This is a genomic window from Seohaeicola zhoushanensis (assembly GCF_014656415.1).
Taxonomy (GTDB): domain Bacteria; phylum Pseudomonadota; class Alphaproteobacteria; order Rhodobacterales; family Rhodobacteraceae; genus Seohaeicola_A; species Seohaeicola_A zhoushanensis.
This window is the reverse complement of the sequence record NZ_BNCJ01000020.1, coordinates 58,441-75,730: the sequence shown is the minus strand read 5'-3', so window position 1 is coordinate 75,730 and position 17,290 is coordinate 58,441. Positions and strand designations below refer to the sequence as shown.

The 17,290-nt window shown below is 67.2% G+C and carries 10 protein-coding genes; 1 reads left to right on the top strand and 9 read right to left on the bottom strand.

The features are described 5' to 3' along the window. A partial coding sequence (locus tag IE266_RS22050) for a cadherin-like domain-containing protein (RefSeq protein ID WP_189682294.1) occupies positions 1–3,875 on the bottom strand: 3,875 nt, incomplete at its 3' end. Positions 3,876–4,142: 267 nt separating this feature from the next. Between IE266_RS22050 and IE266_RS22045 the strand changes: the two genes are divergently transcribed. After that, positions 4,143–6,377, top strand: a complete 2,235-nt coding sequence (locus IE266_RS22045) for a CHASE2 domain-containing protein (RefSeq protein ID WP_189682293.1) — start codon at positions 4,143–4,145, stop codon at positions 6,375–6,377. Here the strand turns inward: IE266_RS22045 and IE266_RS22040 are convergent, their stop codons facing one another. The 8 genes from IE266_RS22040 to IE266_RS22005 all read right to left on the bottom strand — a co-directional run bounded on the left by IE266_RS22040 (position 6,378) and on the right by IE266_RS22005 (position 17,280). Next, positions 6,378–7,700, bottom strand: a complete 1,323-nt coding sequence (locus IE266_RS22040; RefSeq protein ID WP_189682292.1) for an HlyD family type I secretion periplasmic adaptor subunit — start codon at positions 7,698–7,700, stop codon at positions 6,378–6,380. Between the two features lie 3 nt (positions 7,701–7,703). Then, positions 7,704–9,878 (bottom strand): type I secretion system permease/ATPase, encoded by a 2,175-nt coding sequence (locus IE266_RS22035; RefSeq protein ID WP_189682291.1) that lies wholly within the window; start codon positions 9,876–9,878, stop codon positions 7,704–7,706. Positions 9,879–9,882: 4 nt separating this feature from the next. Continuing rightward, the gene (locus tag IE266_RS22030) at positions 9,883–11,256 is read right to left on the bottom strand and encodes a TolC family protein (RefSeq protein ID WP_189682290.1); all 1,374 of its coding nucleotides are present in this window, start codon (positions 11,254–11,256) and stop codon (positions 9,883–9,885) included. 182 nt (positions 11,257–11,438) lie between these two features. After that, positions 11,439–12,158: an alanyl-tRNA editing protein gene (locus IE266_RS22025; protein ID WP_189682289.1), complete on the bottom strand. Its 720-nt coding sequence runs from the start codon at positions 12,156–12,158 to the stop codon at positions 11,439–11,441. Continuing rightward, on the bottom strand, positions 12,155–14,593 hold the full coding sequence (locus IE266_RS22020; protein WP_189682288.1) for a DUF3772 domain-containing protein: 2,439 nt from the start codon (positions 14,591–14,593) through the stop codon (positions 12,155–12,157). The genes IE266_RS22025 and IE266_RS22020 overlap by 4 nt, the downstream gene beginning before the upstream one ends. Beyond that, positions 14,590–15,624 (bottom strand): cysteine synthase A, encoded by a 1,035-nt coding sequence (locus tag IE266_RS22015; protein ID WP_189682287.1) that lies wholly within the window; start codon positions 15,622–15,624, stop codon positions 14,590–14,592. Before IE266_RS22015 ends, IE266_RS22020 begins: the two co-directional genes overlap by 4 nt. Before the next feature lie 52 nt (positions 15,625–15,676). Next, complete coding sequence (locus IE266_RS22010; protein WP_189682286.1) at positions 15,677–16,810, bottom strand: NUDIX domain-containing protein; 1,134 nt, start codon at positions 16,808–16,810, stop codon at positions 15,677–15,679. 29 nt (positions 16,811–16,839) lie between these two features. After that, complete coding sequence (locus IE266_RS22005; protein ID WP_189682285.1) at positions 16,840–17,280, bottom strand: TrgA family protein; 441 nt, start codon at positions 17,278–17,280, stop codon at positions 16,840–16,842. Between the last annotated feature and the right edge of the window lie 10 nt (positions 17,281–17,290).

The following is a 17,290-nucleotide window of genomic DNA, read 5'->3' as shown; positions in this document are numbered from 1 at the left end:
CTCGTCACCACCGGGCCATCGTTGCCGCCGGTGATCGTCACGATCACCGTCTCCGTCGACGTCGCGCCCTGGTCATCGGTCACCGTCACCACAAAGCTCTCGGTCACCACCTGCCCCGCCTTCAACGCCTCCGCCGCGGCCCCAAGCGCATAGCTCCAGTTGCCATCCGCGTTCATGGTGAACGAACCATAAGCGCCTGCCGCCGAACCGGACCAGGTCAGCACCGCACCGGCGTCGTTGTCGCTGGCGGTCAACTGCCCGCCAATCGCCGCGCCGCCCTCGTTGAGAGCGCCTCGCGCATCCGCCGTCGCGCTCGTCACCACCGGCCCGTCATTGGCCCCAGTGATCGTCACGATCACCGTCTCCGCCGCCGTCGCGCCCTGGTCGTCGGTCACCGTCGCCACAAAGCTCTCGGTCACCACCTGCCCCGCCTTCAACGCCTCCGCAGAGGCCCCAAGCGCATAGCTCCAGCTGCCGTCCGCATTCATGGTGAACGCACCATAAGCGCCCGCCGCCGAACCGGACCAAATCAGCACCGCGCCGGCGTCGCTATCGCTGGCCGTCAACTGCCCACCAATCGCCGCGCCGCCCTCGTTGAGAGCGCCTCGCGCATCCGCCGTAGCGCTCGTCACCACCGGTCCGTCGTTGGCCCCGGTGATCGTCACGATCACCGTCTCCGTCGCCGTCGCGCCCTGGTCGTCGGTCACCGTCGCCACAAAGCTCTCGGTCACCACCTGCCCGGCCCTCAACGCCTCGGCTGCGGCCCCAAGCGCATAGCTCCAGCTGCCGTCCGCGTTCATGGTGAACGAACCGTAAGCGCCCGCCGCCGAGCCGGACCAGGTCAGCACCGCGCCAGCGTCGCTATCGCTGGCCGTCAACTGCCCACCAATCGCCGCGCCGCCCTCGTTGAGAGCGCCCCGCGCATCCGCCGTTGCGCTCGTCACCACCGGGCCATCGTTGCCGCCGGTGATCGTCACGATCACCGTCTCCGTCGCCGTCGCGCCTTGGTCGTCGGTCACCGTCGCCACAAAGCTCTCGGTCACCACCTGCCCGGCCTTCAGCGCCTCAGCCGCCGCGCCGAGCGCATAGCTCCAGCTGCCGTCCGCATTCATGGTGAACGAACCATAAGCGCCTGCCGCCGAACCGGACCAGGTCAGCACCGCACCGGCGTCGTTGTCGCTGGCGGTCAACTGCCCGCCAATCGCCGCGCCGCCCTCGTTGAGAGCGCCTCGCGCATCCGCCGTCGAACTCGTCACCACCGGGCCATCGTTGCCGCCGGTGATCGTCACGATCACCGTCTCCGTCGCCGTCGCGCCTTGGTCATCGGTCACCGTCGCCACAAAGCTCTCGGTCACCACCTGCCCCGCCTTCAACGCCTCCGCCGCGGCCCCAAGCGCATAGCTCCAGCTGCCGTCCGCGTTCATGGTGAACGAACCGTAAGCGCCTGCCGCCGAACCGGACCAGGTCAGCACCGCACCGGCGTCGTTGTCGCTGGCGGTCAACTGCCCGCCAATCGCCGCGCCGCCCTCGTTGAGAGCGCCTCGCGCATCCGCCGTCGAACTCGTCACCACCGGGCCATCGTTGCCGCCGGTGATCGTCACGATCACCGTCTCCGTCGCCGTCGCGCCCTGGTCGTCGGTCACCGTCGCCACAAAGCTCTCGGTCACCACCTGCCCGGCCTTCAGCGCCTCAGCCGCCGCGCCGAGCGCATAGCTCCAGCTCCCGTCCGCGTTCATGGTGAACGAACCGTAAGCGCCCGCAGCCGAACCGGACCAGGTCAGCACCGCGCCAGCGTCGTTGTCGCTGGCGGTCAACTGCCCGCCAACCGCCGCGCCTCCCTCGTTGAGAGCGCCTCGCGCATCCGCCATCGAACTGGTCACCACCGGGCCATCGTTGCCGCCGGTGATCGTCACGATCACCGTCTCCGCCGCCGTCGCGCCCTGGTCGTCGGTCACCGTCGCCACAAAGCTCTCGGTCACCACCTGCCCCGCCTTCAGCGCCTCCGCCGCGGCCCCAAGCGCATAGCTCCAGCTGCCGTCCGCGTTCATGGTGAACGAACCGTAGGTGCCCGCCGCCGAACCGGACCAGGTCAGCACCGCGCCAGCGTCGGCGTCCGAGGCCGTCAGCTTCCCGCCAACCGCCGCATCGCCCTCGCTCAGCGCAGCCGCCGCGTCGGCCGTCGAACTGGTCACCTGCGGTGCGTCGTTCTGGGCCGTGACCGTCACGACAACGACCTGCGTCGCCGTCGCGCCCATGCTGTCGACCACCTCGATCGCGAACTGGTCGGACCCGGAATAGTCCGGATCCGGCGTATAGATCCAATGCCCGTCCTCGGTCACCACCACGCCGCCGTGCTGCGCGCCTTGCAGCAGGCGGTAGCTCAGAACCGCGTCCTCGACGTCGCTGCCGACAGCCTGGCCCGCCCAGGCACCGTCTTCAAGCACCGTCACCGCCTGGTCTTCGATCACCGGAGCGTCGTTGACCGGCAGGATATCGACCGTGACGATCCCCTCGGAGACCGTTCCGTTGACCGATGTCACCACATAGGTGAACCCGTCGTTGCCATAGAAATTCTCATTCGGAACATAGACATAGGACCCGTTCGGCGCGATCGTGACGGTCCCGTTGACCGGCGCGTCGGCAAGCACGAAGGTCCCGTCCGAGGCGGCCGAGGGCAGGTTGCCGGCAATCGGCGCATCCTCGGAATCCTCGAGGCCCGTGATGATGATATTGCGCTCGACCGGCTCGTCGATGAGATTGTTGCGGCCTTCGTCGAAGGTCGGGTCGTCGTTGTTCTCCGACCCCGGCGGCGGCGCAAGTTCCGGCGCGGTTTCCTGGTCGGTGTTGTCGAGATCGACGCCGTCGCCACCATCGGGGTTCTGCAGGCCAGGCGACTGGTTGCCACCGCGATGGACACTGTCCAGTTCGACGAAATTCCCGCCCTGGCGGAAGCGCAGGAAGGCCTGCTGATAGGCCGCGGTGACCTCGGCAATCAGGACGTTGTCGGTCTGTTCGTCGAAGTAGGAACGCGCCACCTCGCGGGTTTCGCCGCCTGCGGTGGAAACGACCCACTTGCTCGCCGTTCCCGTGACATGCGCCACGAGGTTGCCCGCGAGATCGTGGATGTCGAACTTGCCGAGGCCGCCGTCCGGGTCGTGGGTCAGGGTCACCTCGGCGGTTGTCACCCCGTTCTCGGTCTGGACATCGACCAGCACCGTGGTGCCACGGATGCCCATGGTGGCGGCGGGGGTCGAAACCTCCATACCGCCGGTCGAGGCAACCTGGCCCGCGATGAAGACGAAACCGCCCTGTACCAGGTTGAACGCGCCCGAGTTGTTCTGGCTGCCGGGGGTATAGATCAGCTCGTCGATCACCATGCGGCTGCCGGGGGTCAGCGTGAAGATGGTGCCGTCAACGAAGGTGATCGAAAGGTTGCCGCCCGCCCCGGTCTGCACGACATCGCCCGAGAAGATCTTGCTGTCGGGGGTCAGTTGCTCGACCGCGCCATCGGTGCGCTGGACGCTGGCCTCTCCGCCGATCTTCTCGACCTGGCCGATCGGTGCCGCACCGGAACCGCCGCCAATCTGGGCGTATTGGCCGGGCGCTTCCGGTCCGGCCAGACGCTCGACCACCGCGCCACGCAGAATGCCACCATCGGGGCCTTGCAGGTCGGACGGTGTGGCGGTGCGGAAATAGTCGACGATGCGGATGTCCGGCGCGCCCTGGTTCTCGAGCAGGAGGTCGCGGCCATCACGGGAAAAATCGGCCCCGAAGAGCAGCGCGCCATCGGAAATCTCGATGGGGCCTTCGCCGCCGGCCTGAATAATAACGGAATCGCCCGGCTCCATCGGAGCCTGGCCGGAAAAATCGCGCATGACAAACCCCCAGGTTTGCGGCGCAGCCGGCCCGAAACGTGCCGGGTGCGCCAAACTACGCTCATTCTGCGCTGCTCCATGCAAAACACATAGAAAAATCCGCATTTCTTGCGCGGATTCTACCAAAACGGGCCTGCTTTGGCCTTATTCTTGCCGTAAAGGCAATCCGAACCCACCAGTACGCCCTCAAAGCCGCCCGGTGCTGCCCCGGACCCGATTCGCATCCCAGCCCGATAACAAGGCTTGCGCAAACGACGAGCGCACAGTTTGCTCATCCGCATGGTGGGATGGATCGGCAGGTGGATCGGATGGGCCCGCGTGATCGCGCTGGGGCTGATCGCTTTCGCGGTTGTCGTGCGCGTGGCCGATCCGGTTCCGCTGCGCATCGCCCGCAACCTGGTCTTCGACTTCTACCAGCAGCAGCGCCCGCGCGAACCCCAGGCCTTCCCCATCGCGATCATCGATATCGACGACGCCAGCCTGACCGAAATCGGCCAATGGCCCTGGCCCCGGACCCGCTTTGCCGAACTGGTCGACAAGACGATGGGCGACGGCGCGGTGGCCATGGCCTTCGACATCATCTTCGCCGAGCGCGACCGCCTTTCGCCGCCCAAGGTGGCCGACGACAACCCGGACCTGGACGAGGCGCTCAAGGCCGGGCTGCGCGCCCTGCCCGACAACGACAGGCTACTGGCCGAGGCCTTTGCCCGTGGCCGGGTGGTGGTCGGCCAGACCAGCGTGCGCAGCGCCCATGCCGCGGCGGCGCATGAGAGCAACGTGCCACAGGTGCCCCATGCGCTGGTGGGCCTCGATCCCCTGCCCTACATCACCACCTTTCCCGACCTCGTCGAGAACCTTCCCGAACTCGAAGCCGCCGCCGCCGGCCACGGCATGTTCAACGTCCGCCCCGACCCGGACGGCGTCTATCGCCGCGCGCCGATGGTGGTCAGCGTGGCCGGACAGCTGCGGCTCGGTCTCGGCCCGGAACTGCTGCGCGTCGCCACCGGCGGCAACCCCTTCGCGGTGCGCACCAACGAGGCGGGGATCGACGGCGTGGTGCTGGCCGGCAAGCTGGTGAACACCGCCGGCGACGGGACGGTGCGCCCCTACCTCACGCCCTCGCAGCGCCACCGCTTCGTCTCGGCCGGCGACATCCTCAGCGGCCGGATGCCCAAGGGTCGCCTGGCCGGGCATCTGGTCTTTGTCGGCACCTCGGCCATCGGGCTCGAGGACTACCGCGCCACGCCGCTTGGATTGCAGATGGCCGGGGTCGAGATCCACGCGCAGATGCTCGAGAACATCCTTTCGGGCACCCTGCTGGAACGGCCGAACTATGCCATCGGCATCGAACTGACGGCAGCCGTCGTGACCTGCATCGCGCTGGTCATCCTGACACCGATCATGAACGCCGTCTTCCTGATCGTCTCCGGCACGATCTTCCTGGCGAGTTTCGCCTGGTTCTCGTTCAACGCCTTCACCTCGCAGCGGCTGCTGCTGGATGCGACCTTTCCTATCTGGGCCGGCCTCGCCACGATCATCTTCATGTCGAGCGCCAACTACCTGCGCGAGGAACGCCGCCGCCAGCGCATCCGCACGGCCTTTGGCCAATATGTCTCGCGCGACCTGGTGACCGAGCTGATCGACAACCAGCAAAGCCTGCGTCTCGGCGGCGAGACGCGCGAACTCACCCTGCTGTTCAGCGACGTGCGCGGCTTCACCTCGATCGCCGAGAGCTTCAGCGACAACCCCGCGGGGCTGACATCGCTGATGAACCGGCTGCTGAACCGCCTGTCGGGCGCGATCCTCGAACAGAAGGGCACAATCGACAAGTTCATGGGCGATGCCGTCATGGCCTTCTGGAACGCGCCGATGGACCACGACGACCACCAGCGCGCCGCCTGCGCGGCGGCGCTGCGCATGGTGCGCGAGGTGGCCGAGATGAACGCCGAACGCGAGGTCGAGGACGCGGCGGCCGGCCGCGCCTTCCAGCCGATGCAGATCGGCATCGGCCTGAACACCGGCAAATGCACCGTCGGCAACATGGGCTCGGACATGCGCTTCGACTACACCGCCATGGGTGACCCGGTGAACCTGGCCTCGCGGCTCGAAGGCCAGTCGCGCTATTACGGCACCTCGATCATCGTCGGCTCGACCACCGAGGCAGCCGTGCATGGCGATTTCGCCCTGCTGGAGCTCGACATGATCCGTGTGAAGGGCAAGAGCCAGCCCGAACGCATCTTCGCCCTGCTCGGTGACCGGATGCTGCGCGAGAGCGACGATTTCGTCCAGACCACCCTGCTCAACGGCCAGATGCTGGGCGCGATGCGTGCCCGCGAATGGGACCACGCCGAACAGGCGCTGGACGAGCTGGAGGACATGGCCACGAGCTTCGACCCGCTGCTGGCCACTCATTTCGCCAACCTGCGCGCCCGCATCGCGGGCTTCCGCCTCGCTCCGCCGCCGCCGGACTGGGATGGGGTCTACGACGCCACATCGAAGTGATCAGCGTTCCCGCAGCGCCTCGGTGCGGATCTTCAGCAGCGGTTCCAGGAGATAGCTCAGAACCGTGCGCCGCCCGGTCTGGATATCGACCGTCGCGGTCATCCCCGGCGAGATCGGCAGCACCTGCCCGTCACGGCTGAAATCGGCCCGGTCCATCTCGACCGTCACCCGAAAATACTCATGCCCGTCAGGGCGTTGCACCGTGTCAGCCCCGATCCGCGTGACCTTGCCTTCAAGGGCCCCATAGACCAAGTAGTCATAGGCGCTGATCTTCACCGATGCCCGCTCGCCCGGCTGGATGAAGGCAACGTCCTTGGGCGGGATGTCCACCTCGACATGCAGCTTGTCGTCGCCCGGCACGATCTCGACCAGCGGCTTGCCCGGTTCCACCACCTCGCCCACCGTGGTCACGTTGACAGCGTTCACCACGCCCTGAACCGGGGCGCGCAGCAGGGTGCGCACCACCCGGTCCTCGGCCGCCCGCAGCCCCTCGCGCACCACCGCCAGTTCCAGCCCCAGCTTGGCCAGCCGCTGCCGCGCGGTCAGCACATAGCCGGACTTCGCCACCGCGATCTCGTTCCTGGCCTGCTCGATCCCCGCCAGCAGGTTCGGCTCCTGGGCCAGGCTCACTGCCAGTTCGCCCTTCATCTCGGCCAGCCGCGACTGCAGGCGCAGCAGCTCGATCCGGGGCACCGCGCCATTCGCCACCAGCTGCTCGGTCAGTGTCATCTCCTCCGATAACGGGCGAATGACCTCTTCCAGCTTCGCCCGGTGACTACGGAGCTCGTCCAGCGCCGCCTGCTTCTGGGTCAGTTTGCTCTCCAGCACGGCCAACTCGTTGTCGAGTTGGCGGAACCGCGACTCGAGCACGTCCATCTCGGCCAAGATCGCATTCGGCGCGCGCGCTTTCAGCTCTTCGGGAAATACCGGGCTGCGGTTCATCGCCACCTCGGCCTGCAGCCGCGCCTCCTCGGCCAGCAGCGCGGCCTCCTGTTCCAGCAGCTCGCCCCGCTGCGACGAGGCCGCCGTATCGTCCACCTGCATCAGCGCCTGCCCCGCCACAACGGTATCGCCCTCGCGCACGTCGATGCTGCGCACTATGCCGGGCTCCAGGCTCTGCACCACCTGCACCTGCATGGTCGAGACAACGCGCCCCACCCCGCGCGTCACCTCCTCGATCTCGAAGAAGCGCGCCCAGGCGACAAAGGCACCGATGCCGGCCAGGATCACCAGCAGGAACAGCCAGGACTTGCCGTCGCCGCCGGTCTCGCCCCCCTGCGCCGGGGCATTGACGAATTCGTCCGCCAGGCTGCGCCCGAACACCCCTCAGCCCTCCGCCTTGCGCAGCTGCGCGTTGCGCAGCGCGTTCAGCACGTCCTGCTTCGGCCCGTCCAGCAGCTTTCGCCCCTTGTCCAGCACGATGAAACGGTCGGCGAGATTGGCCAGCGACATCCGATGCGTGCAGAGGATCACCGTCCGCTCGCCCTGCGCCAGCTTCTGGATCCGACCGATCACCGCGGCCTCCATCGTCTGGTCCATCGCATTGGTCGGCTCGTCGAGGAACAGCACCGGCGTATTGCGCAGCAGCAGCCGCGCCAGCGCCACGCCCTGGCGCTGCCCGCCCGACAGGCTGTGCCCCTTCTCGCCCAGGAACATGTCGAGCCCCTCGGGGTTTGCAGCCACAAACTCATCCATCCCGGCCAGGTAGAGCGCCTGGCGGATTTCATCGTCGCTCGCCCTCGGCCGCCCGATCGTCATGTTCTCGCGCAGGCTGCCGGTGAACAGCTCACTGTCCTGTGTCAAGTATCCGATCCCGTCGCGCAGCTCGGCTGGGTCGTATTGCGCCAGCGCGTGGCCATCCACCAGGATGGTCCCGCTCTCGGGCACCAGCAGGCCGTTCATCAGCTTGCCCGTCGTCGACTTGCCCGACCCGACCCGCCCCAGCAGCGCCACCACCTCGCCCGGCGCGATCTCGAACGAGACCTGGTCCAGCGCCGGGTGCTGCGCGCCCGGATAGCGATAGGTCACGTCCCGGAAATTCAGCGCCCCGCGCCTCACGCGCAGGTCGGTGCGGATGGTCTCCTCGCGCTCGCGCGGCATCTCCATCAGCTGGTTCAGCGCCTGCATCGCGCTGCGCGCGTAATGCGCCCGAAAGATCGTCTGCGCCACCGCGGTCAGCGGCGCCAGCACCCGGCCCGAGAGGATATTCGCCGCCACCAGCGCGCCCACGGTGATCTGTCCCTGCGTCACAAGGTAGACGCCCCAGACGATGATCCCCACGCTCACCACCTGCTGCACCAGCAGGGCGCCATTGGTCGCCAGACCCGACCAGAACCGCGTCTTGCCGCTGATCCGGGCGGCGGCGGCAATCGCGTTCTCCCATTCGCGCTGCATCACCGGCTCGCCGTTCAGGCTCTTGACCGCCTCGATGCCCAGCAGCGCCTCGACCAGCACGATATGCCGCCTTGTCGCCAGCTGCTGGGCGCGCGCGGCGCTCCGCCGCAGCGGAACCTGCGCGATCAGCGCCAGCGCCAGCACCACCGGAACCGCCAGCAGCGGCACCCAGGCCAGCGGACCGACCACCAGGAACAGACCGGTGATGAATAGCCCGATGAACATCAGGTCGATCAGCGCGACGAAACTGGCCGAGCCGAAGAAATCGCGCACGCTCTCGAAATCGCGCACCGCGTTGGCCATGCCCGCCGCCCCGCCGGCCCGCGCCATCAGCCGCGCGCTCATGCATTGCTGGAACAGCGCCGATCCGACCTTGAGGTCGACCCGCCGCCCGATCCTTTCGAGGATGCCTGCCCGCAGGGTGCGCAGCGCGACATCGAAGGCCAGCGCGATGGCGACCCCAACCGCCAGCGTCGACAGCGTGACGAAGGCCGCGTTGGGGATGACCCGGTCATAGACGTTCATCACGAAGATCGGCAGCGCGAAGGTCAGCAGGTTGAGGCAAAGCGCGGCGACAAGGATCTGCCCCCAGGCCGGCCAGCATTCGCGCACCGGTCCCCAGAACCAGTCGCGCCCCCCGGCCTGCGTGCCATGCGGAGCAGCGGGCCGGTCCTCCTGCCCCGAGACCAGAATAACCCGGTCCGCAAAGGCTCGCCGCAGGGCGCGGCGCTTGAACTCCACCTCCAGGTTTCCGGCTAGCGGGTCGATCACGGTGAAGAGGCGCCGCTTTGCATCCACCCCGGCCAGGATCGCCTGGCTTCCATCCGGGCGGACCAGCACGCAGGGCAGCACCGCCGGATCTATGGACACCGGCCGCTCGCTCACCAGCCGCGCCTTGAGCCCCAGCAGCCCCAGCGCCCGCGACATGCCCTCGGGCGAGGCGAGGTCGGTCCCCGCCGGCAAGGCCGCGCGCAGCCCGCTTTCCGAGAAGGGCCGCTGATGCGCCTTCGCCAGCCAGGCGATTACCGCCATGTCCGACGAAACCGCCGCCGCGACCTCCTGGCGCCCGATCGTACCGGCAAGTCCGGGGGGCGCCTCTCGCGTCATGGCATCATTCCATCGGCGGGATTTCAGTCTTGAAGACCGAGGTTGGATTGGCCAGCGCCCGTTCGCGGAAATCCGGGACCAGAGCCGTGTTGCTGGGCTTCACTCCAAAGTGCTTGGCCAGCCGGCTCTGTGCCGCGAGCATCCGGTAGATGCTGAACGTATAGGCCGCCTGGGCGCTGATCCCCTCGAACTCGACGTTGAAGGCCGACTGTTCGGCATCCAGCACTTCCAGCAGGCTGCGGGTGCCGGCCTCGAACTCGGACTGATACTGGCCCACCAGGTCGCGGTTCACGTTCAGCTGCGCCGACAGCAGGTGCACCCGGTCGCCATTGGCGATGTAGCTGTTCCAGGTCCGCTGCGCCAGTTCACGCACCTCGCCCACGGCGACGTGCTGCTCGGCCAGCGCCTTGCTCTTGCGTTCGACCCAGGCGTTGCGCTCGGCGTCGCGCCCGCCCTTGTGCAGGATCCAGTTCAGCCGCAGCCCGATATAGGTATCCGTCTGCGGCCCGGCCGAGCCGTCGATATCGCGCCCGGCCTTCGCCCCGGCATTCAGGCTGAGACGCGGCATCCGGTCGGCTTCGACCACGGCGCCCTCATACTTGGCGCGTTCGACCTCGATCGCCGCGATCCGCACCCGATAGCTCGCGTCCACCGCCGACCGCGCCAGCGCTTCCTGCGAGTTGGCCGGCGCCTTGACCCCCGGCAGCGACACCGGGCCCGAGCGCTTTTTTCCGACGATACGCTCGTAACGCGCTTCCGCGTCACGCCCCTGGCGCCGAATGTCGATAAGGGCGATCTGAGCCGCCCGGATCCGGTCGTCGACCTGCAAGCGGTCGCTGAGCGGCAGCCGCCCCCCGTCGACCAGCTCGTTCACCTTCTGCCCGATCTCGCGATGCCGGCGCAGGTTCCGCGCCGCGGCCTCCTGCAGCCGCAGATGCCGGTAGAGGTCGATGTAGACCTCGACCACGTTCAGCGCCATCGTCTCGGAGGCGTCCAGCAGCCGGAAGATATTGCCATCGACCCGCGCGGCATTGGAATAGACCAGGTTGGCCCGCCGGTTGCCATCGAGCACAACCAGCTCGGCCTCGATGCCCAGCTGGCGCGCGAACTTGGTATCGCCGAGATCGGTGCTCACCTGCGAGCCCGGATCATAGACCCGCTGGGTCTGCGCCTTGCCGTAGAGTGTGACGATCGGTTGATACTCGGATTGCAGCTTCAACAGGTCATAGGCACTGGCGCGGGCCTCGGCCGTGGTCGCACGGATCTCGGGGTTGCTGGTCAGGGCGGTTCGCACCGCCTGTTGCAGCGTCTCCGACGAAGCGCTGCCCGCCACGAGCAGTGCGGCTGCCGCAAGGCATCCCGTCCGCAATTTCTTCACGGCGTCCCCCTATCCCTGTTGACCTTGCTGGCCGATCCCCCGGCATGGCTGGGCCTTTTACATAGTGTTTATTGAAACTGTTTGAATTTCAAGAAATTAGAAACGCGAGTGAAAGATCGCAGATTCAACCCTGAGGGAAGCGATAAACGCCCTCTGTGGAATTGCCGAGGAAACGCGGCCATTCAGCCGTCGAGATGAATATAGACCCGCCGGTTCTGGCGGCCCTTCTTCTCGATCTTGCCAATCCGCGCGCGCCCGATTTCTCCGGTGCGCGCCACATGCGTCCCGCCGCAGGGTTGCAGGTCGACCTGCTCTTCTTCGGTCCCGATCCGTACGAGACGCACCCGTCCCGCCCCGCGCGGCGGCGCAACCGACATGGTCTTGACCAGCCCGGGGTTGGCGTCGAGCTCGGCGTCGGTGATCCAACCCTCGGAAACGACCAGATCCCGCCCAATCAGCGCATTCAGCTCGGCCTCAAGCGCTTCCTTGTCCTCGGGCGCCTCGGGCATGTCGAAGTCCAGCCGCCCCTTCCCGGTCGAGATCTGCCCGCCGCTCACCGGCCGCGGGATGACCACCGAGAGCAGGTGCAGCGCCGTGTGCATCCGCATATGCGCGAACCGTCGCTCCCAGTCGATTTCCTGCGTGACAAGGGCGCCGACCTCCGGTCGCGGCCCCTCGCCCGGCAGCAGCGCGATGCGCCCGCCGTCGCGTTTGACCGCCTCGACCACCGCCATGCGCCCACCGTCCCAGGTCAGGGCACCGCTGTCACCAGGCTGGCCGCCGCCGGTCGCGTAGAACAGGCTCTGGTCCAGCACCACCGCCCCGTCCGGCTCATGCGTCACAACGCGTGCCGGCGCGCTCTGCCGATAGGCGTCATCCAGGTAAAGCGGCGCGCTGGTCATATCCGGCCCTCGCCTTCGGAACCTTCCGCCGAGGGGGCGTCGTTCTGCTCTGGTTCGTCCGTCGGGTTCTCGGGCGGCTCGTCCAGCACGGGGGCCGAAGGGGCGACGGGTTCGCCCTGCCCGGCCACCGCCTGCCGCAGCGCCTCGGGGTTGCGCAGCCAGATATCGCGCTGTGCGAAGGGAATCTCGATCCCCTCCTCGGCGAAGCGGCGGGCGATCTCGTGGTTCAGGTCCGAATGCACCGACATCGACCAGTTGACGTCGCGCAGGATCACCCGGATCTCGAAATCGAGACTATCCGCCCCGAAGCCGCGGAAGACCACGTTCGGCGGCGGATTGGCCAGCACCATCGGATGCGCCTCGGCGATCTCGCGCAGGATCTTCTCGACCTTCCGCGTGTCGGTCCCATAGGCCACCCCCACCGGCGCGATCACCCGCCCGATGGTGTTGCCGCGGGTGTAGTTCGTCACCGTGCCGCTTATGAAATCCGAGTTCGGGACGATCACGTCGGTGCGGTCGAAGGTCTCGATCCGGGTCGAGCGCACAGAGATATCGCGCACGTATCCCATCTGCCCGCCCACCGCGATCCAGTCGCCCTTCGAGATCGGCCGCTCGATCAGCAGAATGATGCCCGAGACGAAGTTCGACACGATGTTCTGCAGGCCAAAGCCGATACCAACCGACAGGGCCCCGGCGACATAGCCAAGCGCGGTAAGGTCGATCCCCGCACTGGTGATCGCGATCAGCGCCGAGATGAAGATCCCGACATAGCCGATGCCGGACAACAGCGCCGTCTGGCCGCCGGGGTCGATCCGCGTCTTGGGGAGCACCGAGTTGCGCAATCCCCCCTGCAGGATCCGCGTCGCCATGTAGCCGATCATGAAGACCAAAACGAAGGTCAGGAAGTCACCGGGCGAGATGCGGGTTTCGCCAAAAGAATAGCCCTCGCGAAAGCGCGCCCAGATCTCGGTCAGATCCGCCGTCCGCGCGCCCCAGATCAGCGCCAGCACCGGCAGCGCCAGCAGAACCAGCACGAAGCCGGCCAGCACCGGGATCAGCCCGCCCTGCTCCTGGTCGCGCTCGCCCGTCACAAGGTAATAGAGATCGAACACCAGCCGCTGCAGGATCGTGATAACGCCCAGCAGGATCAGTGTCCCGATCGCCGGATAGACCAGCGCCACACCCGCCGAGCCATAGCCGACCGCCTGCATCACCGGCCCGACCACGCCGATCACCATCGCCGCACGCCCGATGAACCACATCAGCCGCATCGCATAGCTCTGCGTCGTCTCGCCCTCGGCATCCGGCGAGGCGACCCGGCGGGCCGACAGGATGAGACCCAGCCGAAGCAGCGAAACCCCGGCCACGGCAATCACCGGCAGCTCCAGGACGACACGCACTTCCTCGGAATAATTCTCGCTCGAAACCAGCGTCCAGACAAAGCTGTGCGCGACCTGGCAGAGCGCGAGGATGGCGATATGCACCCGCGCCTCGGCGCGCAGCGTGGCATTGATCGGAATGGTCGCCAACTCGTCGTTGCGCGAGAAGACCTCGTCACCGACCCACCAGACCAGCAGCAGCGAGGCACCCCAGGCCGGCAGGGAATCGATCAGCGGCGCAGCGCGCGGGCCGAACACCCCTGTCAGCTCAAGGGCCCGCAGCAGCAGCATGATTCCGATCAGCGGCAGCACGATCTGCCCGAAGGAGACCATGACACGCCACACCCCCGAACCCTTCCGGGTCAACTTGCGGATCCGTGATGCCAGACGGCGAATCCAGACCCGGCTGCGGCCGATCAGCAGCGCTCCCAGGAACAGGAACAGCAGCGTCACCGGAAGGTTGGAATAGAGCTTCACGCGCCCGGTCGGCGACTGCCACGAGGCGATACTCTCGTCGTAGATGGCGCGCGCCGTGCTCAGCAGCGCCTTGCCCGCCTCGCCCCAGTTCCGCGGGTCGAGCGGGGTCGGCCCGAGCTCCAGCAATCGTTCGGTGCGGCGATCGCGGATCAGCGTGTCGATCTCGCGGATCAGCCCGTCGGCCCGCAGGTAGGCCTCCTCCCCGGCGATGACCGGCGCGCGCAAACGGTTGAGCTGGTCGGTCAATTCGGCCCGGCGGGCGGCCACATCTTCGGATTCCGTTGTCCCGGCTGCGGCATCGGGGGCCGGCCCCAGAGCCGCAATCTGGTTGCGCAGCGTCGCGATGCGGTCGCTGTTCAGGCCCTGCGCCGAAAGGAACTGCTCACGCCAGTCGACCAGCTGCGCGCGCAACGTCTCCAGCGCCTCGTCCGAGGCGCGGCCCTGTTCGGTCACCCGCTCGGCGTTATCGGCTACCTTGGTCCAGGCGTCATAGTCGGGCCCGTCCTGCGCCAGCGCAACCGTGACGGTCAGCAGCAGCGCCAGAAGCGCCGCCAGCGGAGCGAGGAGCCGCGCCCTCATCCGTCGACGAAGACGCCGGGGATCGAGGCGGGTGCGCGCGTCATCCACGACGGCACGGGCAGCCCCTTCTCGGCGAGGAAGTCGCGGTTGAACAGCTTGGACTGATAGCGCGTGCCGTAATCGCAGAGGATGGTCACGATGGTATGGCCCGGCCCCAGTTCCCGAGCGAGGCGCACCGCGCCGGCAATGTTGATCCCCGAGGATCCACCCAGGCAAAGCCCCTCCTGCCGCAGCAGGTCGAAGATATAGGGCAGCGCCTCTGCATCCGGGATCTGATACGAGAAATCGGGCGTGAAGCCTTCGAGGTTGGCGGTGATCCGCCCCTGCCCGATCCCCTCGGTGATCGAGCTGCCCTCGGATTTCAACTCGCCGGTCGTGTAATAGCTGTAAAGCGCCGCGCCCATCGGATCGGCCAGGGCGATCTTCACGCCCTTGGGCTGCAATGCCTCGGCCACGCCGGCCAGCGTGCCGCCCGATCCGACCGCCGCGCTGAAGCCATGCACCTTGCCGCCGGTCTGTTCCCAGATCTCGGGGCCGGTGGTTTCCACATGGGCCTGCCGGTTGGCGACATTGTCGAACTGGTTCGCCCAGATCGCGCCATTCGGCTCGGTCTGCGCCAGTTCCTCGGCGAGGCGCTGGGAATAGCGCACGTAGTTGTTGGGGTTCTTGTAGGGCGCCGCCGGCACCTGCACCAATTCGGCACCGGCCAGCCGCAGCATGTCCTTCTTCTCTTCGGACTGCGTCTCGGGAATGACGATGACCGTCTTGAACCCCATCGACGCGCCGACCAGCGCCAGCCCGATGCCGGTATTGCCGGCCGTGCCCTCGACGATGGTCCCGCCGGGCTTCAGCGTGCCCTTGGCGATGGCGTCCTTGATGATGTAGAGCGCCGCGCGGTCCTTGACCGACTGGCCGGGGTTCATGAATTCGGCCTTGCCCAGGATCTCGCAGCCGGTTTCCTCGCTGACACGACGCAGCCGGATCAGTGGTGTATTGCCGACGGCTTCGGCCAGGTCGCGTGCGATGCGCATGGATCCCCCCTTGAACGATTTCTCCAACCTGTAGCCCCGCTTGCGCGTGACCTCAAGCGCCTGACGCCGAACCGCGCAGCCGCTCGCGGTGCCTTGCCAACCAAAGCGCGGTCGTCACCAGCGGCATGTCACGGAATTGCTCGGCATCCACCCCGGCGATCAACTCGTCGAATCCGAACAGGCGGCTGCGCAGGTCCTCGCCCTCCGAAACCAGCCCGCCGCCGCCGGACGGAACATGAGAAAGATCGCACATCCCAATGTAAAGGTTCAGGAACTCGCTCGAAGATCCGGTCGAGGAATAGACCTTTCCGGCCGGGTGCAGAGCCGACAGCTTGACCCCGGCCTCCTCCATCGCCTCGCGATGGGCGCATTGCTCGGGCGTCTCGCCCGCATCCACCAGCCCGGCCACCGGCTCCCAGACCCAGGGGTTGGGATCGCCCACCATGAAGACCGGCGCGCGGAACTGTTCGACCAACAGCACAGCGTCGAGCCTGGGGTCATAGGGCAGCACCACCGAGGCCTCGCCCACCATCAGTGCCGCGCGGTTCAGCACGTCGCTCATTCGCCCGTCGTGGCGGCGGTATTGCAGGTCCATCTCGTCGACCGCGAAGAAGTTGAGATAGGCGCGCCGGTGCTCGGCAACCACGACGTCACGCGTGGGGTCGTGGTCCGGATCCGCCGCCCGCCCCGTCGCCAGCACCTGCGACGAGGCCCGCCGCTGGATCGGGCCGAACCGCACCGCCATCTGCTCGGGCGAGAGGCGCCCATACCAGGCCATGATCTCTGCCGCCGCGCGCAGGTTCACCGGCGCCCAGGTGTTTTCCCAGGCGGCCAGGTCCCAGGGCGACCCCACCGGCCAGCGCCCCTCGCGCGGCTGGAACATCCGCGCGACCATGCGACTGCCGTCCCCCAGCGTGACCTCGAAGGGCGCCAGGTCGTAGTTGAAGCCGCCCTCGTAGAACATCAACCGCGCGACATCCTCCTCGCCCAGACCAAGCGCCACAAGGCCCACGGCAACGCTGCCATCCTCGGCCCGGATCGTCGGGAAGGCCTCGCCCTGGGCCCAGTAGACGCCATGGCCCTCCAGCCGTGCCGGCCTCAGGTCCAGCCGGTCCGCCGACCTTCCGAGAACCAGTTCGAGAAGGGGGACATGGCACAGGGTGCCGTAGAAAAACAGATCAGCCACAGAATGCAACCCATTGAAACAGAGTGATTTCAGCGCCAGGTGCGCCAGGCGTATTCGGTCGCGAAGCCGGCAAGGATACCGCCGATCAGCAGCGTCAGGATCACATGAGGCACCATGATGATCGTGCCATACTTGATGCCGATCTCGAAGATCGCTGCGACCGCCTCGAAGGGGCCGTCATAGCGGTGCCGCATCGACAGGCGTATCATCTCGTAGGTGCCCTGCACGAAGAGCCCCCAGAACACCAGCGCCACCATGCCGGTGATGCCGTTGTTGATCGCCGCCGTGATGCCCCGCCCGGCTCGCTTGCCCATGATGACCCAGCCGCAAACGATTCCGATCCCCATGTTGATCCAGGTGAAATAGCCGAAGTCCATGCCCTCGGGCATCAACGGAATGATCTGGCCCGACACGATGAAGGCCAGCAGCGCAAGGCTCAGGGCAGCGACAAGTCGGGCGGCGTCGGGCATTTCGGGTCCG